A 24,751-nucleotide genomic window follows, 5' to 3' on the forward strand; every position below is an offset into this window, starting at 1 on the left:
GTCAGAGAGCGGCAGATACGAGCGCTCGAAGAACTGCCAATCCATGCGGCCCACAGTATACGGAGTACATCTATTAGACGCGCAAAACCGCCACCGACCGCCTTCGTCTCGACTGATGGCGATAAATATGTACGCTCCATAAGATTCATGACGCTATCAGTCCTATCCAAAAATCCTGGCACACCTTTACGTGTTGGCATGCGCAGCAAGCTCAAGCGCACTTGGGGAGATGTCTTCCCACCGCCACAGCAGATCCCGATATGTCGGGCAAGCAGCAAAGCTGCACACACGGGCACCTCTCTAAGGGCGGCGCTCTCCGCACTACTCAATAGCAGACCACAAAGAAGAGTACTTGCCAACACATCAAACTGCCGATTGCTCCCTCAAGCTTCGAATCTAGAGCGAGATTGTTCTCAGCAACTTTCATGCAGGTACACTTACTTTTAAGACCACAAGGGCATCCAATAAGGCCACTAACCGCACAAGCCTCACTGCCCGACTTACGTATCACCGCATTAATTTCACTGGCGCTCGTCATGCGCAACAAACTGTTGCCCAACAACAAGAGATCCTGCCGTAGAGGCAAGAAAACACAACAAAGACTTTTCCCGGTTTAGCAAGGGAAAAGGCTTAAATCATGGACGAAAATGGCGGCTGTGAGACATGCCTCACACCGGTCTCAATATAGGAGATAATAATTTATCCTATAGAACAGACTGCTACGGTTAGTTACAGGTATTGGGAACCTGATTGGACATTGTCGGTATTGACATTGTTGGTGTCGGACCACCTTGGGGAAGACTCGATGGTCCGTCCGACGGGTTGATGTAATGCGTGACACCGGCTTACAGTCCGCGGATCAAGGGTAACGGTCAGTACCTGTTGTCAATGAAGGGGTATGCAAGTATGCGTTTGAACTACAGTCTGCGCCGTACGCTGACACTCATAGTCACCGTGCTGGGTCTCATGTCGAGCCTGGGCATGGCTGTCGCCAGTGCGACCGATACCCCCGAAGAGACGGAGGGACAGCAGGTCTCTTCCGTCATTGACGAGTCCTCCGACGCCAACGACAACGGCGCACCGGATACTTCTCTCCTGACGCCCACTCCTTCGCCTGCCACAACGCCAGGCAATGCGCTAAGCACCACTCCGGCAACCCCAACCGATTCATCCTCGAGTACACCATCTCCTACGACCGATGAAACAGATGATACGGAGCCGTCCTCAACCGAGCCGGCGGAAAAGCCAAACAAACAGACCTCGCACGTGGTGCGGTTCGACCTGTCGGACGGAACCCCGCCCACGCAAACGACCGTGCAGGACGGCACCCTTGCCAGCCCGCCAGAGAGCAACCCGCAGCGCGCAGGTCATCGGTTCAACGGATGGACATACAAGGGTCAGGTCTTCGACTTCCGGATTCCCGTCCGCGAGGACATGACCCTGACGGCCCAGTGGGTCCAAGACACGGATTGGCAGCTGAGTCCCGATCATGGACCTGCCTCAGGAGCCCGCCTGACCATCAACCCTCCTTCCAGCAAGGAACCGCGCTTCTCCCACCTGGAGTCCTCCGGAGACCAGCTAATCGGGCAGACCAGTAACGGTGGTCTTTACACATGGAACGGCTCCGCCACGCCAGTATCCGTTCCAGCCCCATCTGAATCTCAGAACGCGTTCCACTACCTGCAAGCCGGCACCGGCGACCACTGGCAGGCGGCACTGGGATCGGATCATCACCTTTACACCTGGATCGTCAAGCAGCCCTCGCCCACGATTCCTGACGTCACCCGAGAAACCCTGTATACAAGCATCAGCACGGACACCAGTCATGGATGGCTCTTGGCCGTTGATCAGCAAGGTCGCATCCACACGCTCCAAGCTGATGGGACAAAAACCGAGAAGACAGGCCCGCGCCTGTCCGAACAAGCCGTGGTCACCCTGCCCGAGCAGGCACATGCGACGCTTGTCACTACGGCCGCCGACCAGGCCTTGGCCGTGGACACGAACGGGCAAGCCTGGACTTGGAACATGACCGATGCTGATGCGCACGCCACGCGCATCAGTCAGCCCGCAGATACTCCCATCATCCAGGTCGAAAGCGTCGGCACAGGCTTCGTCCTTATGGACACGACTGGCCAAGCCAGCTATTTGGCAGGAGACAAAACTGCACCCTCCCCGATTCGTCTGCCAGATGACAAACGCCCAAACCGGGTCAGCAGCAGCGGCAACCAGGTGCTGATTACGGACACCAAAGGCCTAATTTGGACTTGGAAGCCGAACAGCACACCTACGCAAGTGGATGGCGGGAAGCAGTCCTACATACAGGCACTCACAGTCGGTAGCAAGACTGTCGCCCTGAATCTGCAGGGAGAGTTGCTTGCGTGGAGCACCAAGCAACAGGACAGGCCTGTCAAAGTCGTCGTCACCAAAGAGCCGACCTTGGACGTGGCCAGATTCGACGACCAGCCCATGACCCTGACCCGCAGCGGCGATGCCTGGCAGGCAGACGCACCCGCGAGGCCAGCAGGGCAAGCCACGGTCACCATCAGCGGCAAGCAAGACAACCAGCCCTTCTCCAAGAGTTTCACCTACACGGTGGAAGAGCCTCTCGCCAGAGCCGCTGCACCAAGCCCAACATATACAGTCACGTTCGACGCGGACGGAGGCAGCCCCCGACCCGGCGCCCAATACGTCCCCAGTCCGTATGGGCGTGTGCAAAGGCCCACAACGAATCCGGTACGCAGCGGTTACCTGTTCGACGGATGGTTCAATGGCAGGATTGCCTATGACTTCAGCAAACCCGTCACTTCGAACCTCACTCTGACCGCCCACTGGACACTCGATGGTCAGGACACTTGGCAAATCGACCCCGACAGGGGCAGCCAGTATGGCGGACAGAGCGTGCGCATCACCCCACCCCTCAATAGGGGCATCAAGTTCAACCAGACCAGCAGTGCGACGAACCTCAACGAGGAACCCCACAGGGGTTATTCTCTGGCCATAGGCAGCGATGGGAATGCATATGCCTGGGGTTCAAACCAGCATGGGCAGCTTGGCGACGGAACAACCTCCCTCCGCAGAGCTCCAGTCTTGGTGAAAAAACCTGATGGAGCCCCGGCGGATTTCACGTACGTACAAGTCAGCGCTGGGGGTTATCACTCCTTGGCCCTAGGCAGTGACGGATACGTGTACGCCTGGGGGCTTAATAGCCACGGGCAGCTAGGAAACACCAATTGCGGCGATCAAACCACCACACCTGCGAGGGTACGCGACCCCAATGACCCTACGAACCAATACAAGGGCCTAACCGCAGTTCAGGTAGACGCCGGCGCTTTGAACTCCATGGCGTTGGGAACGGACGGGACCGTATACACCTGGGGCAGCCAGTCAAGAGGGTGGAACGGAACCGTATTCACCGATCGACAGCCTGTTCCCGTCCCGGTCAAGGACCCCACGAATTCATCCAACAATTTCCATGCCGTGCAGATCAGCACCGACTGGTCCTTCAACCTGGCCATCGGAACGGACGATTACGTGTACGCCTGGGGGTACAACAATCACGGCCAGCTTGGCAACAGTCGCCTCGATGGTCCAAATTCCACCGTCTTTTATCCGACCCCCACTCGCGTTCGCGATCCAACCTGCCCCATGGACGCATCAAGAGGTTTTAAAGCGGCACAGGTCAGTGCTGGAGGCTGGCACGCACTTGCCGTCGGCACTGACGGGAAAGCCTGGGCATGGGGGCAGGGCCAGTATGGCCAGCTCGGCAACAACAGCATCGATAATGCCTGTATCCCCGTTCTTGTTTGCTCCCCTTGGGGCAACGGAAACCTGAACGCGACGCAAGTGATTGCCGGCCCCAACGATTCGTTCGCAATTGACTCGGCTGGAACCGCCTGGGCATGGGGATGGAACTGGCATGGACAGCTCGGCGACGGCAAAAAAACAGGGAATAGCCCAAACTGTGTGCCTGTCAAGATACTCAGCGCTGTCCATATAAGCGCAGGTTATGAACACACGATGGCAATCGGCCCGGACGGAGATGCCCAAGCATGGGGAGACAACATCTTTGGACAGCTCGGCAACGACGGTATCTTCTCGCAGACCTCGACTCCTGTACCGGTATTGTTTAACAAGCGGCCGGTAATCACCAGAGTCAGGTTCGACCGGAGCCCCGCAACAAGCCTGACCATCAACAGTGACGGCCACAGTGCCACCGTGGTCACTCCCGCGCATCAGCCCGGGATGGTGACGGTCACCGTCGACTACACGCTGGAAAACGTACGACAGATGCCGGATACGTCGCTATCGTACCTGTACCTGCCCGCAGGCACCCTCCTTCCCAACGCAGGAGGGGCCGGTATGATGCTCACGCTGCTTACCGGTGTCGTCGCCATGTGCGGCATCGCGGCGCAGCGCCATCACAGGCAATCGAGACAACTAGATACTTCGCTTGAGTAAGGCTGTCGAGTCGGCCCACCCGACTCGACAGCACCGGGGAAAGGCCCGGGAGCATCAATGACCATCCCCAACTGGTCGATGCTCCCGGGTCTCATTAATATCATCGCATCAGTGCAGAACATCCGACTCCGACGGTTTCTACGGTGTCAATCCCGACGAAAGGTCAGAAATCGGTTCGAGCCATACATGATTCTGGACAAAGTGCCATTGGTTGGCAGGTCCCGATACTGCTTCCTGCTTGAATCGGTTCTGAGTCATACTAAAGACAGAACCCCAGCGCCCCCATCTCTTGACTTGCTCCATTAAAAACTCCAGGCAGTCTCATGATCAAGACCACTGCCGTTTTCAATGGAGCACCTCCTTTGGGGGTCACCTCTGCCACTCCGGCATGACTTCCCGCGCTTCCTCGTCACCCCTCACTACGGGCAAGTCCTTTGCAATCAGGGATGTATAAGTACCGTTCTTCCAATCGGAAAAATCTCCAATCACGTATACACGGCGCTTTGCTCTTGACACAGCAACGTTGAGCAGGTTAGGCGATTGGTTTACCCACGAACGCGACTTTGCTCCTTGGCTACCATATTTGCTGCCAAGAACGATAAAGACCACGTCAGCCTCCCTGCCTTGGGAAGTGTGAACCGTCCCTGCTTGCTCCTGAGCAAGGCGCCTCGCATCGCTACGATTACTGCGAGAGGTCTTTCTGACCTCATCCTCGAAGATCTTCCACACCTCATTAGCTACCGCCCTAAACGGAGCGATGACCAGAATATTGGCAGGGTCAATTCCCCCCTGAAGGAGTCCACGCATCCGTTTACGAAGTTCGATACCTTCCTCCTGCCTCCATTGCGTCCTGCTGCTCATGCCAGGACCCGATGACACGTCATACCAACAGGAAGTCGGCAATTCTTCTCCTGCATGAAGACCGGAAGGATAAGTACATGGCTGATGCTCCGGCCCCACACGAACCATTCTGCCGGAGTAAGCCATATCGTTGCAGATAGAGAACATGGGTTCATCACAGCGACGATGTACCACCAGAGGCATCCCTAACCAGCGATTCTCTATATCGTCCAGCAGCCCGCAAGGCGTCTGGTAATCAACCATGGCCTGCATGTTTTCGGATTCCAAGCCAAGTTGGATGTTGTGGGTACTCGCCAAGAGCTCATGCATCGGCTTGGGCATGGGATCAACAGGCTGGAGCTGCATTGGGTCTCCAACCGCAATTGCGTGTTTGACGCGTTGCAGGAGTCCAACGGCAGACTGCGGCAAGGCCTGCCCGGCTTCATCCACAATAGCCCAACCGAACGCTTCTCCCTCTATCCCCGACAGCATCCTAGCTATGGAAGCAAACGACGAAGAGACGACGGGCACCACCAGGAAGAGAGTCTGCCAGGCTGCTAGCCGCGCACCTTTGGAGATGTCATTCGACTGCATCGCAGTGCAGACCAGAGATAGGTTGCGCATGAATTGCTTGGGAGCCCCCATGACGACCTGCTGATGAAGGGCCAGCGCTTTGATGAAGAGCTCCGTCCGCGCCTTGCTCCACTCTTCGTCCATCCATTCGATATGGTCATCGCCAATGCGCGGAGTGGACCATTGAATCCGTTCGGCTTCAGAAATCTGCCCCTCAAGAACAGACAGTTCCTTCGTTGAGGACGAAATCTGCGCTTCGCATTGTTTCAGCTTTTGGTCCCCTGCTTGCAATCCGTTGTAGAGGGACTGCAACTGCTGGCTGGCATCACTGACCCGTTCATCGCAGTGTTCCTTTGCTAAGCGAGATTGATCCAAATCAGTACGCACTTTAAGCTCATCCTGCTGCCGTTCCTTACCATGGAAGAGAGATCTAAGAGGATGCTCCCGCCAATAAGATATATGAACCCGGTAGGTACTATTAGCCTGTTCCCAAACAGCATCAGCACTGCTGGCGGCCTGCCTGGCTTCCGCCATTTGCCCCTCCGCCGCCTTAATTCGTTTCATGTACTCTGAGCGGTCGGTTTTCATACATACCAGTCGTTCATTATCGGTTTTAAGACTGGATGAGAGGTCAGCCCGTCGATCACACAAATCTGAGTACGAGTGAATCAGTTCGTATTGGGCGGCTTTCTGGGCACGAATGCCCTCCTCCTTCTCCAGAGCATCCTCAAAAGCGGCCTTAGCCTTGGCCCAGGTGTTTCCGCCACTCTCCCCATAACGAATCTTCTTCAAGTAGCCATATATGAACTCACTCTTAAACGGCCGTATGAACCGATTTTTGTTTTTCATATTCCCTAGAACAGCTGATATAAGCGCCCAGGCTGAAGAGGCTCCAGAAGATTTGCCTTCCGTATCGGCAATACGCCCAGCTAAATCACGAAAATCGAATCCAAGTGGGACCTGCTTGAATTCGCTTTCGATATAGGACTCCCACTCGTCATCTATGGCATCAGCGCTGGGGAGATCTTGGCTGACATTCTGGACAGCCTTGTTGTTACTGGAAGCTACAACAATCTCAAAACCCGTCACAGCTGGGTCGAGTGTCCAATAGCCCTGATTCCTGATTTCGTCTGAAATGTTCCCGTCCTGGTCCCGAGGTGTGAAAATATCCTGAGGGCGAGAGAATTTCATCAGCTGCTTTGCTCGGGCCACAATAATCTCGGAGACTACATCCTTGAGGAGGGTGGTCTTACCGGTTCCAGGAGGGCCGTTGACACCCAGGAGCGATGAACTCCCGGAACCTTCCATAACTGCACGTATCTGGTTGATTGCCAACTGTTGGCCCGCTGATTGGAATCGGTTGGAAGCACTTGGCCATCGCCCGACGGACATGCTGGTAGGTTCCGTCAGGCCCCCAATCAGCTGCCCTTCAGGGTCCTCTTCCAGATTGAATCGCTGTGGATGGTCTATCGACAGATACTGTCTGACCGGTTCGGAGAGTAAATCGGGACCACCCTGATAAAGGTGCTCAAGATCGTCGAGGAAAAATGAATCCATCATTCCCCCGCCGAACTGCTCAGGATTGGTTTCCAGGCGACAGTTAACGTAATTCCTGATTAGGGGCGACCCATCATTACGAGAGAAAAGGGGAGAACGACCTACCCTATCGTCACTCAGCCCAATCCGGCCTGCTACCCAATCAATAAGACCTGCGATATCGCTTCTGTGGACTGGTCCGCTTTCCTGCTCAGCCCACTCTTCTTCGCCTCTAGGTGTTTGGCTAATAGAGCGATTGAAATGGTATTTAATTTCTTTCTCTGTCTGATCAAATACTTCAATATGAGGCCATCCAGCCGGGCAATCAGGCCAGCTCTCATTGTTGAATAAACAGGAAACCGCTTTGGCATATTGAGAGATATCTAGCGATCCTACGACCAGATTCCCCTCGTCCCCTATACAAAATTCCATTAGGGAAGCCGTGGCATGCGAATTGCCGGTACGCCTCTGTTGCTGGTAAGCAAGTTCCTGCAGTCCTTCATCCTGAGCCGTCTCTTCAGTTGGCGAGAGCTCACGAACGAGCCTGGCGGCCGTTATCAGTGCTCTTCTGGACACTTCCTGAGAGAGACCGGCCGCTATTCGGAACCGCTCGTGCCGGAGCCAAGATTTCCCTTCAGATCCTTCCGCAGAATCTGGACCTACTGCTGGCTTGACCACCTGGTAAATGGGCTGACGAGCAAATCGTGGATCGTAGTCCTTGCTATAGGCAGCACTGGCTACACCGGAATAACCAATCTTGGTCGACAGCTCCCTCACTATCTGCAGAAGGCGAGAGACCATAGAGTCCGTCAAAACGGTGCCTATCTGCAAAGCGCCACGTTGCTTGGTTACCTCCATCCATGACAGATTCGCCTCACTAACCAGGCTGTTTATGAGCTGATCATCAAGCCCCAATCCACCTGCCTGCATACGCAACCAGTTCTCAGTATCTTCCACAAACGGAAAAGGCTCGGTCAACCGCGCTTTCATGTCCGTTTGCAGACGGTATACTTTTCTTCCCCATAGTTCCGTGTAGCAATCTTTATACGAATACTTCTCGGTACCTGTTAATCCGATGAGGAGATTGGCATGTACCTGTTCCCAGGGAAGCTGCTCTCGCCCCGAAAGGCTTGTCCTGCGCATACCTTCAGGGGCATCCGTCAAGGCTATTAACTGAATATCATTCCAGCTCTGCGGCGAGAACAGTTCAACCGCGCACCAGTATGATAAAACGTCCATCGAGTGTTGTTCTGCATCTTTGCTCATATATTTAAGTATCAGCAAACACGGAGACAGATACGGACCTCAGTCCGAACTGTAAGAAATATCTATATTTAAGCAGTAGTGCGAAATTCTCCACCTTTATGCCTCATCTCATTGCAAGAACACCGAGCCTGCGAGCCATGCTCATAAACTCGCAGGGTCTCGGTAGAGCATAAGCGGGTCGAGACTCATCCGATATCATCGTTACCGGTTTCCTGTCTCATCAAACTGCGCAGCTCTCACTACTGCCTTAGACCTGTATATCTTCCTGGCCTACCCCCGCATCAGTGTCACCAGGAGGATAGTAGCCAAAACCAACCAACAGCGGATCTACTTGCTTTCAGATCTACCTATGGCGGCAGCGGCCGGCAATCCCAGCAAGGAGAGCACGGCAGCAGTCAACATGGCGGCTTTGAAACCGGAGGTGAAGGCAGCCGGCGAAGAGGCGCTGCCCCTGGCATAAAAGACAAGCACTGAAACAGCAACGCCCACCGCTCCACCGAGAAGACGAGACATGTTATAGATACCGGACGCTTTGCCGCTATCAGCAGACGGCACCGCTCCCAGCACCGCCTTCTGCAAGGCGGGGCCGGCCATCGACAAGCCGGCACCGGAGATGATCAGGGGCAGAACCAGGGCCGCATAGGTGAACTCGCCACCGGTCACCAGACCAATCCAGACATATCCCAGGCCCTGCAGGAACAACCCGAGTGCGGCAACCATCCGTTCGCCGAACCTGTCCACCCACTTCCCGGCCAGGGGCGCGACGACAACCAGGGTTCCCGTCCAAGGAAGAAGTTCGAGACCGGCTACCAGGGCTTTCGCACCGCCTACCACCTGTAGCTGCTGAGGCAGGAAGAAAACCACCCCGTACATGGACGCGTACAGAAGGAAGGTGGCGAGGTTACCTCCATCAAAGGAGGGGGATCGGAAGAAGCTCAAGGGAATCATAGGATTCGACTGGCCGCGTTGGCGCAGCATGAGCACAGCCCACAATGCAACACCGGCCAAGCCGAGCACTATAGAGAAGCGGCTCCAGCTCTTGTCGGACAGCCCAAGTATCAGAGCCACGGAAGCGATAATGACCAGCACTGCATCCACCAGGTTGATGCGCCCGTTTCCTGGCGTATCTTCGGGTAGGTACTTGTGGCTCAGCCAGATACCGGCCAGACCGATCGGGATGTTAATCCAGAAAATCCACTGCCAGCTCAACTGGGAGACGATAAGACCGCCCAGGGCCGGACCGACGATCAAGCCCAGACCGCCGATTCCGGAATATATGCCCAGTGCTTTGCCCCTGCGCTCAGGTGGTGTTCCTGAGGCCAGAATGGTCATCGACATGGGCGTCAGCACGGAAGCACCCACCCCCTGCACCACGCGGGCGGCAATGAGCACGGCAATGGAGCCTGAGAGGGCGGCCATGAGGGACCCCAGGACGAATACAGCCATGCCAGCCATATATACAGTGCGGTGCCCGAATCGGTTCCCCAAGGCCACGCCGACCAGGAGGACCGCAGCGATTGTCACATTGTAGGCATTGAGCGCCCACTGCAGTGAGGTGATTGAAATACCGAAGTCATGACGAATGGCAGTGGAGGCGGTGGTAACAATCATCGAGTCCATCATCGACATGAAGGAGCCCAAGGAGGTGAGACCCAGAATCCAAAATGAACTGGTCGGCTTGTGTTTACGCATAGGAGAGTTGACTTTCTGCGACTTTTAACTATTTAATAGTTCATGAACTATTAAATAGTAGCACGACATCGACCACTCTTAACAAGCACCCGGACACCGAATCGGAAGAGCCGGTGGACCGATTCCCGCATCAGGAGAACAGCCTTACAGGGCCGCAAGGAATCCGGGGGCGTACCGACGGAAGGTCTCCTCGTTAAGGGAGACATACTTCTCGCGCGAACGCCGCTCGTCCACCGTAAGACCAGCCTCACGCAGGGTCCTGAAATGATACGAGCCAGCCGAGGGACTCATCTGCACCATTTGCGCGATCTCCCCGCAGGTCACACCTCTGCACACCCTTTTGAGGTAGCGCACAATCTGCAGGCGGGTCGGATCGGCAAGCGCCTTGAGCACCCTGACCCGTGCCTCATCATCTTCTGCTGCAAGAGAGGACCCATCACCCGTCGTTTCAATACTCATACAAGTATTGTAGCGACCGCGCTCCCCTCCATGAGGATTGCCGATGAGTCCCAATCAAAACATCCGAGCCTGAACCCCGAGGAGATACTGCAAACACTCCGAGAGCCAGGCTCGGCGGCTCAGCACCGGTTTATCCCCCGAGTCGCAATCCGGGTCTCCAACGCACTACGCATCCAGGCCCGCACAACCTCTCCGGCACCCCTCCTGAAGAGGGGGGGGGTTACGCTCGAATCCGCCTGAACACCCAGGTGACCAGTTTGCGCAGCTCCGAGGCCACCAGCACGAGGGAGGCCAGGGCGATGCACTCAAGCCAGGCCTGGGGCTGGAGGGGAACGGTGCCGAAGGCCTCGCCCAGGAAGGGCACATAGATAACCAGAAGCTGAAGCAGGATCGAGATCCCTATGGCGCCCCAGAGCCAGAGGTTGCTGAAGAGCCCATGGAAGGCCGACTTCCGGGACGAACGCGAGGCCAAGGCGTTGAACAGCTGGGCGAAGACCAGGATGGTGAAGCCCATGGTCCGCGCCTCCCTGATCTGCGCCTCGTGACCAATCATCTGGACAGACCTGTCGGTGAAGAGGCCGCCGCTCAGGTGCATGTCCATGCCGATCAGGGTGACCGCAGCCATGACCAGGCCTATATAGACGATGTCGAACCACATGTCCCGATCGATCACCCTGTCGCTGACGGATCGGGGCGGGCGGTCCATCAGATCGTCGGTCTGGGGATCCACACCCATAGCCAGTGCGGGTGCCGCATCGGTCAGGAGGTTGATCCAGAGCAGCTGGGTGGCCAGGAGAGGCACGGTCACACCCGCCGTACCGGGCTGGGATATACCCAGAAGGCCGGCGAAGACCACACCGCCAAAGACCGTGAAGACCTCACCCATATTGGAACTGAGCAGATAGCGCAGGAACTTGCGGATGTTGTCGAATATGCCCCGGCCTTCTCGTACAGCCTGGACGATGGTGGCGAAATTATCATCCGCAAGAATCATCTTGGCCGATTCCTTGGTGACCTCGGTCCCGGTGATGCCCATGGCTACGCCAATGTCGGCAGCCTTGACGGCAGGGGCGTCATTGACGCCGTCGCCGGTCATGGCCACGACCTTGCCCTGGTCCTGAAGGGACTCGACAATCTTCAGTTTGTGCTCAGGAGCCACGCGGGCGTAGACGGAGACCTTGGAGGTGGTCTCCCGCAGCTGGTCCGCATCCATGGCATCCAGTTGCTCACCGGTACAGGCGGGCTGCCCGGGTTCGATGATACCCAGGTCCCCTGCGATTCTGGCTGCTGTGAGCGGGTGGTCGCCGGTAATCATGATTGTTCTGACTCCGGCCTTGTGGGCCTGGTCCACCGCATGGCGGACCTCGGTGCGGGGCGGGTCGATGATCCCGACCATGCCCGTCCAGATCAGGTTGTTCTCCAGATGGGCGCTTTCCTGAATCACCGTGTCAGCGGACAAGGTGACCGCCGCGGCATACTGAGACGGTTGGTCCGTTCCGACCGCTCCTGACGGCCCCTCCCCTGCGTCGGTTTCGGCCAATGATGACAGCTCCTGGCCGGACACAGGCCGGAAGGCCTGCCCCAGGGTCCTGTAGGCATCCGCCGAGAGATTGCTTACCTGGGCAAGTATCCCCTCCCGATCGGCACTGGTCATGGTCCTGACCTGACCGCCTTCAAGAATCCTGTCACATCGATCAAGCAGCACATCGGGAGCGCCCTTGCAGAAGAGACGCGTCTTCCCCTCGTCACCGGTTCTCGGAGCAGCCAGAACCGACATGAGCTTGCGTTCGGACGTAAAGGGAATCTCGGCAAGACGACGATAGCCATCAGCTCTGGAATCGGCTCCCACCTTGCGGGCGGCGACAATCAGCGAAACCTCCGTGGGGTCGCCGACTATCTGCCAGTGCCCCTGGTCGGAACCGGACTGGGCTTCGGAATCCGACTCGACATCGCCCCCCTGCCAGTGAAGGTCTCCGTCGTTGGCGACGGCTCCGACCATCAGGGTCTCTTCAACCTCCGCAGCCAGGGATGAATCGATGGGGTCGGTCAGCTGATCGTCGGCCCCTGCGGACGTGACCGGCTGCATGGCTCCCTCCGGGGTGTACCCGGTACCGGTGAGCCGGACCTGCCCCGAGGGGACAACCACCCGCTCAACGGTCATTTCATTGCGGGTCAGCGTCCCCGTCTTGTCGGAGCAGATGACCGATGCCGACCCGAGCGTCTCAACCGAGCTGAGCTTCTTGACGATGGCATGGTGCTTGGCCATGCGCTGCACACCCAGGGCAAGGACCACGGTCAGGATGGCCGTCAACCCCTCGGGTACGGCGGCCACGGCCAGGGAAACGGCCATGAGCAGGGAGTCAATCAGGTCCTGAATCGTCTGGAAGCCCTCCATCAGGGCCAGGGCGGCCAGAACCAGGACGGCAATCAGGCAGACGGCCAGTCCAAGGAGCTTGGAGACCCTTGCCATCTCCTTCTGGAGGGGCGTGGGCTCCTCCTGGGTATCGGCCAACATGCCGGCAATCCTTCCGACCTGGGTGTCCATGCCGGTGGAGGTGACAATCATGCGACCTGTGCCCTGGGTCACTGCGGTGCCGTTGAAGACCATGTTGGCCCTGTCGCCCAAAGCCTTGGGCCGGTCAAGCCGACCGGGCCTCTTGCCCACCGGCAGTGACTCGCCGGTCAGCGATGCCTCAGCCACGCGCAGTCCCGCGGCCTGGAACAGTCTCCCGTCAGCACCGACCGAGTCTCCCTCGGATAGGACCACGACATCACCGGGTACAATCCTGCTGGTCTCCAGGCTGACCACCTGACCGTCGCGCAACACCGAGGCACGCGGAGCCGTCATGCTCGCCAGGGCATCCACCGCCCGTTCGGCCTTGGCTTCCTGGGCGTATCCCAGGGCGGCGTTGAGGATGAGGATGATCATGATGACGATGGCGTCAAACGGGAGGGGCTCGCCCCCACCGGCCGCCGGATGAGAACGCTCCACCACCCAGGCCACCAGCGAAATAGCCGTGGCCACCAGCAGCAGGTAGACCAGGGGGTCCTTGAACTGCTGAAGGAACTTCCGCCATGCGGGTACGGGAGGCGCCCCAGCCAGTTCATTGGGGCCGAATGCCTCCAGCCGGCACGCCGCCTCGGCCTCGTCCAGGCCCCGGTCAGGATCCACATTCAGAGCAAGGGCCACTTGCTCGGCATCCGCTGTGGAGGGATCCTTGAGAATGGTGTCATTCGCGGTGCGCCTCAGCTCAGAGTCCTGCCCTGCAGTCGGAGCCATCCCGGTATCAGTTGATTGTTCTTGCTTGGAGCCGCTGGTCAACCCAGTCATGCCACTCTCCTGCTTATGCCACGGAGTAGTCAACGCCTCAGGGGCCCATTGAAGGAAATCAAAAAACGGCCAGACCAAAACGCTGCGTGGTTGTTTACCAAGTAGATATCACAATATACACAGGCTCTGTCAAAACCGTCAAGGCTGCCGCTCCGAGGAGTGCGGCTAGTCAAGCAATCGGAGCATGCTCTTGTACTCCACTAATTTGCCCCAGCGGATTTCAAGGTGCCATATGAGACCACGAGAGTCGCGGCGACGCCGATGACCAGCAGCAGGAATCCGACCAGGCAGAACGGCCCTAGAGGAATTGGCGTATAAGCAACAGACAGGCCTATACCGCTAAAGGCCAAGGCTACCGCCGCCACAACCACGCATATAGCAACCACAGCGATTAAGGCACCGGCAAGGATGTTCACGCCTGTCTCCAGGACAGCCGACCAAACGATGGACTGCCGTGATACCCCAATTTGATAGAGTCTCCGATTTTGCCCCTGCCGCTCGGAGAGGGCTATGGCTATCGACTGAAGCAGGAAGATGATTGCGAGTGCTGTACCGCCGACAATCATAACGGACAGCGCGTGCTGACCTGAGACGCCACGCTGTAAGAACCGATCTATAAAAGCAGATCGGGTTTCCACCGACATTCCCTTGATTCCGGCACCACGAATTGCTTTGGTTATATCACTGATTGCCGATGGCGAGGACGCGGAGATAAGCGCTAAGACCTGCTCCTCCTCGCCGGCATGAGGTAGTCCGTCAGCTGAGGACAGGAAGTCCATAGGCAGAGGGGGCGTACCCTCGGGCGGCCTGACGATGGCAGCCACGGTCAATTGATAACGTTTATCACTGCGATCAATCAAGGTAACCTTGTCACCCAGCCGGTAATCGGTGTTTTGGTTCGACACGGCAATTTTTCCGGGGCCCAGGTCAGACAGGCTTCCTTCGACCGCCTCGGGGGCGGTAGCCCTCCTCGCACCGTCTCCGACCAGCCCATCCGTACCGTTCTGCCAGGCCACCTGGAATGTTCCTGAGGGATTCTCCACGGCCCAGATTTGGGTTGTATAGATATCGGCTCCACGGACTTCACCACCCAGGTCCCGTATGGTCGATGACAGCTCGTCGAAGCTTTCTTCGGTGTCAGAGCTTACGATCACATCCGCTTTAAGCGGCTGCAGGTTTAACATGTTTCCTCCTATGGAACCGGCCTGGAAGACCGCCAGGAAAGAAATCACGATCGTCAAAACCATCATGACAGGCAAGGCGACTGCCGTAGAACCGGCCGTCTCCCTTCTGGCCCGCTGACGAGCCAAAATCCCCGGCCCACTGGACAGCTTTTCCGGAATCAAACCGAGCAGCGAAACCGAACCAGCCACAAGAAGAGGGGAAGCTGCATAAACAGCGCAGATTACCAAGATGACCAGCAGCATACAGCGCATATCAAGAGGCAAGGAGATCGGAGCGAAACCGACGAACAAGGAAAGCAGAACCAGTGGGCAGGAAATGACAATTCGAAGCTTGCCCATCTTTTTGGCGCCCTTGGCAGACTCTTGCGCCATCAGCCCCAGCGGTGGCACTTTATTCAGCTTTCGTATTGCCAGCCACACTCCCAGCAGGCAGACGACCATCATGAAAGCAGAGGACAGAACAGTAACTGACGGACGAACCCTCAAATCAAAGCTCACTCCCGAGCCAGGAAACTCCGAAGGGCCCGAAAACGCCTTTCCCATAGGAATAGCCAGGACAGACCCGAGCAAGGACCCTACGATGTTCGCAAGGGCCAAAGGCAAGGCGAATTCACACAGCTCCATCACCATGATTCTTGTCCGACTGGCCCCATTAAGCCGCATCATTCCGAACTCTCGCCTACGGTCCTGCACCAGGAAGGAGACTGAGGCAAGAACGAGGAAGATGGAAATCAATCCTATGCACAGCACAGACACCGTGGATATCATAACGACATTCCGATATGGCGTTTCTGCCATGAGACGGCGCAAGGTATGCATGGATCCCATTTTCCCGATGCCGTCCTGCATTCTGCCAGCCATGTAAACCTGCAAGGTCGAACAGAACAGAAGAGAGGTCAGGCACACTGTCACAGACATGACGATATACGAGGCGCTGTGTGCCTTAACCAGAGACCAGACAAGCGCTGGGAGTGAGACCCTCTTCGACGAGAGGTGTGAGGGGGCTTGGTGAGCCGGACCGTTGGGACCATGTCGCTTCATTGCACTTGCCTCCCGGCCGTTGTGGATGCCATATCAGCCAAGTGCATGGCCAGACGCTCGGCATCGTACCCCTCGCAGATTGAATCCACTTGGCCGTCTTTTAAAAAGACGACACGGTGGGCCCTGGCCGCCACGTTGGGGTCATGCGTAACCATCAGGACGGTGCGCCCTTGTTCCACCACGGCCTCGAAAGAGTCGAGGACCAATGAGGCGCTTCGACTGTCCAGGGCTCCAGTAGGTTCGTCAGCAAAAATAATGTCCGGCTGTGAAGCCAAAGCCCGGGCAATTGCCACACGCTGACGCTGCCCACCCGAAATGTCTGCGGGATACGAGTCAGCAAAATCACCCAGCCCTACCAGCGATAAGGCTCGAAGAGCGTTCTCCTTCTTAATGGACGGGCCACCAAACAGTGCTGTCAACATGACATTCTGCAAGCAGGTAAAGGCATCAACCAGGTTGTAGTCCTGGAACACGAATCCGATATGGTCCCGCCGCATCCGCGTCAGATCGGATTCACGCATGCCGGACAGATTCCTGCCAGCAATTGAAACCACTCCACTTTCTATCGGCAACAGGCCGGAAGCGCAGTAAAGAAAGGTTGATTTGCCTGCCCCTGATGGACCCATCAAAGCCGTCCACGAACCGGTCCCGCAGGCCAGAGACACATCGTTAATGCCAAGACCGCCCGAGGCATAGTGAAAAGAAACATTATCGAGGGTCAGCGGAGTTTCATCCATATACAGATATCCTGTCTTTTTCAATACGCCATTGTTGATTGGACATTCTCTTCCACTATAGGGCAACAGGGAACGGCAATTGACGGATTTTCACATGCTGAGCGATACCGGATACCGTTCAAACCCGTGTCGTGAGACAAGACAGGAGCCTCACTGAGGTTGATGGCGCTGGAATGGCAGCGTCACGAGCACACTTCTGCGCGTCCTTATTTCCAGCGGAAACCGTACACAGAGATGAGCCCCAATGGAATGCAACCCACGGCGAGATACAGGAGTCCGATCCAGGCATGAGTCCAGGTGCCCGATCCGATCAGCATCATCGACAGTGCCTCCCTCATGTGATACAAGGGCGTATACGGTGCAATGGTCTGCACCCAAGACGGCAACATCCATACAGGCATCATGGCTCCGCCGATAAAGCCCAGGGGCAAAATAATAATGTTCGCAAAGATGGATACGCCTGCAATGGAGGGAATTATCAGGGCGATGATGACGCCCAAGAAAAAGAACAGGAGGTAGCCAAGAACCAGAGGGAGCAACCCCGACAAAAACGTCGGTTTCAGCGCCATCCCCATGATCATTCCCATGATTACAAGCACCACAGCCTGGGCCAGCAGGACGACGATACCCACCACGGCCTGGGAGAAGATAATCACATTCGAGGATAGGGGGAAATTGCGGACCGTCCGAAGCATGCCGTTCTCGTGCCAGGTAGCAATGTGCGAAGCACCCGAGAAAATACCCACGTAGGCTGCGCCAAATGCAATGACATTGGCGCTGATTTGACTGACGATATCAATTCCATGAACGAAGCTCTTAAAAGACAGGGCCAAAACCAATAGCAATGCTACAGGGAAGAGGAAGGTGAAAACCATAGTGGACCAGTCGCGAAGATCATAGTGGAACATCAACTTGAATAGGGTTCTGAAGCTGTTCATTCGGCGTTCTCCTTTTCGAGCAGGCGAAGATAGACATCCTCAAGACGCCCATCCTTGACTTGCGCCTGGCTTGTATTGATTCCGGAATCAACCAATTTCGCGAAGGTAACTCCAGTATCCCGGGTACGCACTGATAAACCGTCGGGTGTGACCTTTACATAGTCACTTCCTACGAGGTGAACCACATGATCGGCCTGATCTAAGGCATTTGGAAGAAGGATGGTTGACTCCATCTCCGCTTGCGCAATAAGCCTGCTGGGACTGGCCGTCACGAGAATATGCTTATCAGCCAAAATCGAGACCATGTTGCACAACCGCTCCGCCTCATCCAGGTGGTGCGTCGTGTAAAGAACCGTGGCGGCCAATTGTTGATTCGATTTGAGCAGGCTCACAAGATCGTGGCGTGACTCGGGGTCGAGGGCGGCAGTCGGCTCATCCAAAAAGAGCAGACGAGGACGATGGATGACAGCCGTGGCGATAGCCAATCTCTGCTGTTCACCGCCGGATAGTGATTCAACCTTGTTGGATGCCACATGATTCAGTTTCAACGCATCAACCAGATCGTCCACACGCGACCGGGGCACCTGGTAGATATCCGCCACCGCAGTGAGGTGCTCAACGAGCGTTGTTTTGGGGAAGAAAGAGGACTGCTGAGGTTGGATGCCGATTTGGCGGAGCAAAGCCAGGTTCCGCGGATAGGGCGCCTTGCCCAGAACCGATACCGTTCCCTCAGTCGGTTTTTGCAATCCCTGCAAGACAGTGAACAGCGTCGTCTTTCCCGCGCCATTAGGCCCGATGACCCCATGGAAGGCCCCTTCTTCAACCTCCAATGAGAGATGAGAGAGAATCGTCTTGTTCTTTATCCGAACAGTTAGATTCGATACGCTCAATTCGATATTGCCCATTCCGGAGCCTTTCGGTGTCATTATTCATCAAGCAGGTCGCAAAGGGTGGCGCTCCACCACGGTCTGACTGTCAATAGCCCATTTCAGGCCGCTGCACAGGAGGATGGCGGGTACGGGTTGAGAAACAAGACGATGAAGAAGCAGCACGATCGTCCATCGGACTGCCCCTTCAGTTCATTCAGTTACCACTCTGCTATATCAACAGTCACGCTTTTGTTCCCCTTTTAGAGTTACTACATTGTCCTATCTATGGAACCACACGGATTTGGCTTTACCATCACTGTAAAGCCGATTGCACTGTCCATCTCCGATTTATACGTATGTTGAGATTTTGACGTCAAGGCAGCGCACGGAAGCGCTTCTTGCACTCAGCAGTGCTACACGAAACATGAACGTTTCGGCAGGGCATCTCCAATTGCACTCCCCAAATACAAGCACTCCAATTAACACATGCAGCTAAGGAAATCAACTCTTTTCTTCCTGTCGCCCCGATGCTAAATCTGGTATTTGGCTCTGGTGCGCCATGCCAATTCCACAGCACAATCAAAGGAACCACATGCATACTCGAACATCCCTTCCCCTGACTCGGCTCAAACGCGCCATCGCGATCGTCACCGTACTGGCAAGCTCCACGCTCTTTCTAGGCGCCTGCGGGCAGAATTCGCAGACAGCCACGTCCAGCGAGACCACAACCTCCGGGCAGCAGGATTCCTTCCCCGTCAAGATCGATCATGTTTACGGCACCACCTCGATCCCTTCCAAGCCCAAGCGCATCGCCACCGTCGGATGGGCCACTCCCGACAACCTCATCGCCTTGGGGGTCGTGCCGGTCAGCATCCAGAAGAACTCCTTCGGCAAGACCGTGGATGGAGGGTATCTGCCCTGGACCAAGGATGCCCTGGATGAGATGCATGTGGCCAAGGCGGATATGCCCAAGCTGCATGACGAATCGGACGGCATCGATGTCGAGGCCATCGCCGCGTCCAAGCCCGATCTAATCATCGGCCTGCTCTCCGGCATGACCAAGAAGCAGTATGACACCTTGAGCAAGATTGCGCCGACAATCGCCTATCAGGAGGTTGCCTGGGGCGACCCCTGGCGCAAGGTCATCACGTCCACAGCCAAGGCCATCGGAGAACCCGAAAAGGGCAAGCAGCTGATAGCCGACCTGGAGGAGCGCATCTCAAAGGCCGGAGAGGCCCAACCGTCCATCAAGGGTAAGACCGCGGCAGTGATGTACTTCGATGCTTCCAAGCTCTCTAAGTTCAGCGTCTACACCACCTCCGACGCCCGGCCTCAGTTCCTGAACGACCTCGGTATGGAGACTCCGGAGTCCATCAAGGAGGACTCCAAGAGCACCAAGAACTTCTACAAGGAGATCTCCTCCGAGCATGCCGACAGGTACAAGGATGTCGACATCATCGTTACCTACGGCACCCCGGACCTGCTTGAAGCGATGCGCAAGGACCCCCTCCTCTCCAAGATTCCCGCAGTTGAGCGCGGATCCGTCGTGGTCATCGACAATGACAGCGAGATGGCCAATGCCCTTGACCCCTCGGCCCTGTCCATCCAGAAGACGACCGACGCATACGCCCAACTTCTGGGCGAGGCTGCCGCCAAGGTCTGATCAGGCCGCAGGTGAGGGGATGAAAGAGGGAGAGGTGGCGCATATATGCGGTCGGGAGTGACTCCGCGCCCAGGCACCCGGCGAGCAACCATGCATCGCAATGGAAACGGACCCATGGTCTTGTCCGGGCTGATTCTGGCGGTCTGCCTGGTCATGGTCTGCGCCCTGTCCCTGGTTTTCGGATCCCGTTCCGTCAGCCCTTCCGACATCCTCCACGCCCTGTCCGCCTCCTCGGATGACATCGCGGTCTCGGCCATCCGCCTGAGAATCCCCCGCACCGTCCTCGGCCTCCTGGTCGGTGCCGGGCTCGGGGTGGCCGGGACCCTGATGCAGGGCATATCTCGCAATCCACTGGCGGACCCGTCGATTCTGGGGTTCAATACGGGGGCGGCCCTGGCGATCGTCTGTTCCATAGCCTTCTTCTCCCTATCGACCCCGGCCCAGTATGTCTGGGTGGGTCTGCTGGGCAGTACGACGACCGCACTTGCCGTCTGGGCCATAGGCTCCCTGGGGCCATCCGGTCCATCTCCGCTACGGCTGACCCTGGCCGGTGTCGTGATCAGTTCGGTACTGGGATCTCTTACCTCCGCCATCCTTCTGCCGCGCATCAATGTCATCAGCTCATATCGCTTCTGGCAGGTGGGCGGAATCTCCGGCGCCCGGTTCGATCTCATGATGCCGGTCCTGCCTCTTCTCGCCCTTGGCCTGATACTCGCCTTCTGTCTGACACCCGGAATCAACGCCTTGACCCTGGGTGATCAGATGGCCGAAGGACTGGGTATGCACGTCGGGCGTGTCCGCAGCCTGGCCTGGCTTGCGGCGATACTCCTCTGCGCCTCCTGTACGGCACTGGCGGGTCCGATTGGCTTCGTCGGACTGGTGGTCCCCCATGTGGCACGACTGCTTATAGGACCCGACTACAGACGAATCATGGCTCTGAGCATCCTCATCGGCCCCCTTCTGGTGGTTGGCGCCGACGTGGTGGGCAGGATAATCACCCGTCCATCCGATGTAGAGGTCGGCATCGTCACGGCACTGATTGGGGCTCCCGTATTCGTGATTCTGGCCGGGCGCAGAAGAACCGCGGAGGTATAGGCATGGTCGCTTCCCCCGTTCATGGCGGTAACCCCGCCCTTCAGAAATCGCATAGACCCGATGCGATGACCGACCTGCAACGGATACGACGGACCCATACCGTTCGTTCACTGGCAGTCACCATCCTGCTTGTGGTACTCCTGGTTGCTCTCGCGCTGTCCGACCTGGTTCTGGGACACCGCACATACTCCATGAACGACCTGATTGGAGCACTCCTGGGGCAGGGGGACGAAGGGACCAGATTCGTAATTCTCCAACTCCGCATGCCCAGGGCACTGATCGGCTGCGCCGCCGGCATCGCATTCGGCATGGCCGGAATTGGTTTCCAACACCTCCTGCGCAACATGATGGCCAGCCCGGATATCATCGGCATCACGGCAGGAGCCAACACGGCCGCCATCTTCGGCATTGTCGTATTGGGCCTGTCGGGCATGCCCTTGGCCTGCCTGGCGGTCATGGGCGGTCTCCTGACAGCCCTCCTGGTCATGGCCCTGGCCTGGCGCGGTTCGTTCGACCCGACCCGGCTGATACTGATCGGAATCGGAGTGGCCGCAGGGTTCAATGCTCTGGGTTCCTGGCTCATGGTTCGCAGCAGCCAATGGGACATCCAGGCAGCAACCCGGTGGCTGACGGGCAGCCTGGCCGATGCCCAGTGGTCCGATCTACCCATACTGGCAACAACAACCCTCGTCGGCGCCATGCTCCTGCTGGCACTCGATAGGAATGTCAGCACACTGCAGCTGGGACCGGAGATGGCCGCCGGACTGGGAGTCAGGGTAAGCCGTGTCCAGTTCGAGGTGATCATCGTGGGTGTGCTGCTCCTGGCCGTCGCAACGGCGACCACCGGTCCCATCTCCTTCGTTTCGTTCCTCTCCGGCCCCATCGCCGCGGTCCTGGTCGGTCGGGGAGCATCGGCCCTTATCCAGTCGGGCCTGGTGGGAGGTTGCCTGGTTCTGGGGTCCGACATCGTCGCCCAGCATCTGCCCACAACCCAGGTGCCGGTCGGCATCATCACCAGCATTGTGGGCGGCCCCGTCCTCATCCTGATCATGGTCCTCATGACCCGCAGACAGGAGCTCTGAACATCATGACGTCACCCCCGGCACACGACTCCTGGAGCAGCGCGCATAGGCTGACCGCCTCGCACCTTCGCCTCACCTATGGCGGGCGTGCGGTCATCGAGGACCTGAGTCTGGATATACCCCCACACACGATGGGGTCCATCATCGGACCCAACGGGTGCGGAAAATCAACCTTCCTCAAGGCCGTGGCCAGGATACTGAAACCGGCCTCGGGGACCGTCATGCTGGATGGAGAGCCCATCACCAGCATCCCCACCCGCAAGGTTGCAACGATTCTGGGGCTGCTGCCACAGAACCCGTCAGCCCCCGCCGGCATCACCATCGCCGACCTGGTCGCTCGCGGCCGATACCCCCACCACCACTTCGTCGAACGGTGGACGACCAAGGACGAAAAGGCGGTGGAACGGGCCCTTGCCCTGACCGGACTGACCGATATGGCGGGGTGTCCAATCGACCGCCTGTCCGGAGGCCAGCGCCAGCGCGCCTGGATTGCCCTGACCCTCGCCCAGCAGACCGACATACTCCTTCTTGACGAGCCGACCACTTACCTCGACATCGCCTACCAGCTTGAGGTGCTTGACCTGCTGAGCACCCTGAACAGGCAGGAGGGCGTCACGGTGGTCATGGTTCTCCACGACCTGAACATGGCCGCCAGATACTCGGATTGGATCCTGGCCATCAAGGATGGCAGGAGGGTCGCACTGGGCGCTCCCGACGAGGTCATGACCGAGAACCTGGTCACGGAGGTGTTCGACATCGCGTCCACCGTGGTGAAGGATGGATCCACCGGCACTCCACTGATGACACCTGCTCCCCTCCATAGCCTCGGAGCCCACTCCGTGAGGCCCCGGTAATGCACATCCCCATGATTCGGCATCCGATATCCGAAACACAGCAATCCAGCTCTATGACACCAAACCCGGTGTCCTGATTCTCGGCAACCCAGACACCCACACAATAGGTCTGAGTCCAAGGTCAGCCATACAACCCAACCGAAAGAGCAATGACCATGAAACTTCCCGCCAACCACCCGGTATCCCTGATTCCCTTCCATGTCACCGTGGCCAGAACGGAAACACTCTCGCCCCACTTCCGCCGCATCGTCTTCCAGAGCCCCGACCTGAAGATCTTCGCCGATGCAGGATACGACGAGAGGATCAAAATCATCCTTCCTCTTCCGGACGGATCAGTACCTGACCCCTCCTTCTTCGAGATTGCCCCAGACGTTCCGCTTGGCTGGCTGCAGGAATGGAGGGCCCTCCCCACGGAACGCCGCAACCCGATGCGCACCTACACGGTTCGCGCTCTCAGACCCGAGATCGGGGAAATGGATGTGGACTTCGTCATCCACGATCCTTCCGGACCTGCCGGAACCTTCGCAGAGCAGGCCAAGCCAGGCGACAAAGCCGTCATCATTGGCCCCGATGGAAGGGTCGGAGGACAGGTTCCAGGACTTGATTTTCACCCGGGCCAATCCAGGCATATCCTCCTGGCGGGTGATGAAACGGCGCTCCCGGCCATCGCCGCCATAATGGAAAGCCTGGTTCGCGACCAGTGGCATGGCGATGGGGTGGTGGTGATTGAAGTCCCGGCCGAAGAGGACCGCCTCCCCCTCCAAACGCCGGAGGGCATCCGCGTCATTTGGACAGTGCGTGACGAGTCCGGCCATGGCCATGCCCTTACCGAGGCCATGCACAACCTCCTGGATGACCTGCCGGTCCATTCCGACTCGGACGAGGCCGCTCAATCCTCCAAGGAATTCAGGGAAATCGATATCGACCGCGAGCTGCTCTGGGAGACATCCGATTCCGCTGAGGCGGATACCGTCATCCAAACCGATGACCTGTATGCCTGGATTGCCGGCGAGGCAGCCACCGTCCGTGACCTGAGGCGCATGCTGGTCAGAGACCACGGAATGGACCGACGCAGTGTCTCCTTCATGGGATACTGGCGCCAGGGCCGTAGCGAGATGTCCTGATACGGACTT

At 57.5% G+C, this 24,751-nt stretch carries 14 protein-coding genes; 6 read left to right on the top strand and 8 right to left on the bottom strand.

Annotated elements, in window-relative coordinates; translation table 11 throughout:
- The first annotated feature begins 906 nt into the window (after window positions 1-906).
- Window positions 907-4,458, top strand: coding sequence for an RCC1 domain-containing protein (locus tag H3V08_RS06400; RefSeq protein WP_232340162.1), 3,552 nt, complete (start codon window positions 907-909; stop codon window positions 4,456-4,458).
- Window positions 4,459-4,827: 369 nt separating this feature from the next.
- Here the strand turns inward: H3V08_RS06400 and H3V08_RS06405 are convergent, their stop codons facing one another.
- The 8 genes from H3V08_RS06405 to H3V08_RS06440 all read right to left on the bottom strand — a co-directional run bounded on the left by H3V08_RS06405 (window position 4,828) and on the right by H3V08_RS06440 (window position 18,960).
- Window positions 4,828-8,673, bottom strand: coding sequence for an AAA domain-containing protein (locus tag H3V08_RS06405; protein WP_198181997.1), 3,846 nt, complete (start codon window positions 8,671-8,673; stop codon window positions 4,828-4,830).
- 327 nt (window positions 8,674-9,000) lie between these two features.
- Window positions 9,001-10,365 (bottom strand): MFS transporter, encoded by a 1,365-nt coding sequence (locus tag H3V08_RS06410; RefSeq protein ID WP_198181998.1) that lies wholly within the window; start codon window positions 10,363-10,365, stop codon window positions 9,001-9,003.
- Window positions 10,366-10,509: 144 nt separating this feature from the next.
- On the bottom strand, window positions 10,510-10,824 hold the full coding sequence (locus tag H3V08_RS06415) for an ArsR/SmtB family transcription factor (protein WP_033498411.1): 315 nt from the start codon (window positions 10,822-10,824) through the stop codon (window positions 10,510-10,512).
- A gap of 220 nt (window positions 10,825-11,044) precedes the next feature.
- Entirely contained in the window at window positions 11,045-14,155 is a 3,111-nt protein-coding gene (locus tag H3V08_RS06420; protein WP_442859351.1) for a cation-translocating P-type ATPase, read from the bottom strand.
- 200 nt (window positions 14,156-14,355) lie between these two features.
- Window positions 14,356-16,257 (bottom strand): ABC transporter permease, encoded by a 1,902-nt coding sequence (locus H3V08_RS06425; RefSeq protein WP_198181999.1) that lies wholly within the window; start codon window positions 16,255-16,257, stop codon window positions 14,356-14,358.
- Between the two features lie 119 nt (window positions 16,258-16,376).
- Window positions 16,377-17,141, bottom strand: coding sequence for an ABC transporter ATP-binding protein (locus tag H3V08_RS06430; protein ID WP_232340164.1), 765 nt, complete (start codon window positions 17,139-17,141; stop codon window positions 16,377-16,379).
- Between the two features lie 182 nt (window positions 17,142-17,323).
- The gene (locus tag H3V08_RS06435) at window positions 17,324-18,055 is read right to left on the bottom strand and encodes an ABC transporter permease (RefSeq protein ID WP_198182000.1); all 732 of its coding nucleotides are present in this window, start codon (window positions 18,053-18,055) and stop codon (window positions 17,324-17,326) included.
- Entirely contained in the window at window positions 18,052-18,960 is a 909-nt protein-coding gene (locus H3V08_RS06440; protein WP_198182001.1) for an ABC transporter ATP-binding protein, read from the bottom strand. The genes H3V08_RS06435 and H3V08_RS06440 overlap by 4 nt, the downstream gene beginning before the upstream one ends.
- A gap of 556 nt (window positions 18,961-19,516) precedes the next feature.
- On the opposite strand from H3V08_RS06440, the gene H3V08_RS06445 reads away from it, so the two are divergent.
- From H3V08_RS06445 to H3V08_RS06465, 5 genes are all read left to right on the top strand, one after another.
- The gene (locus tag H3V08_RS06445; RefSeq protein WP_198182002.1) at window positions 19,517-20,587 is read left to right on the top strand and encodes an iron-siderophore ABC transporter substrate-binding protein; all 1,071 of its coding nucleotides are present in this window, start codon (window positions 19,517-19,519) and stop codon (window positions 20,585-20,587) included.
- A 114-nt stretch (window positions 20,588-20,701) separates the two neighbouring features.
- Window positions 20,702-21,682 carry a FecCD family ABC transporter permease gene (locus H3V08_RS06450; protein WP_232340166.1) on the top strand — a complete coding sequence of 327 codons (981 nt, stop codon included), beginning with the start codon at window positions 20,702-20,704 and terminating at the stop codon, window positions 21,680-21,682.
- Between the two features lie 2 nt (window positions 21,683-21,684).
- Window positions 21,685-22,764: a FecCD family ABC transporter permease gene (locus H3V08_RS06455; protein WP_198182004.1), complete on the top strand. Its 1,080-nt coding sequence runs from the start codon at window positions 21,685-21,687 to the stop codon at window positions 22,762-22,764.
- A gap of 5 nt (window positions 22,765-22,769) precedes the next feature.
- A complete protein-coding gene (locus H3V08_RS06460; protein WP_198182005.1) occupies window positions 22,770-23,618 on the top strand; it encodes an ABC transporter ATP-binding protein in 849 nt (282 codons plus the stop codon).
- Window positions 23,619-23,767: 149 nt separating this feature from the next.
- Entirely contained in the window at window positions 23,768-24,742 is a 975-nt protein-coding gene (locus tag H3V08_RS06465; protein ID WP_198182006.1) for a siderophore-interacting protein, read from the top strand.
- The last annotated feature ends 9 nt before the right edge of the window (window positions 24,743-24,751 follow it).

The organism is Bifidobacterium sp. M0307 (genome assembly GCF_016100445.1).
Lineage (GTDB): Bacteria > Actinomycetota > Actinomycetes > Actinomycetales > Bifidobacteriaceae > Bombiscardovia > Bombiscardovia coryneformis.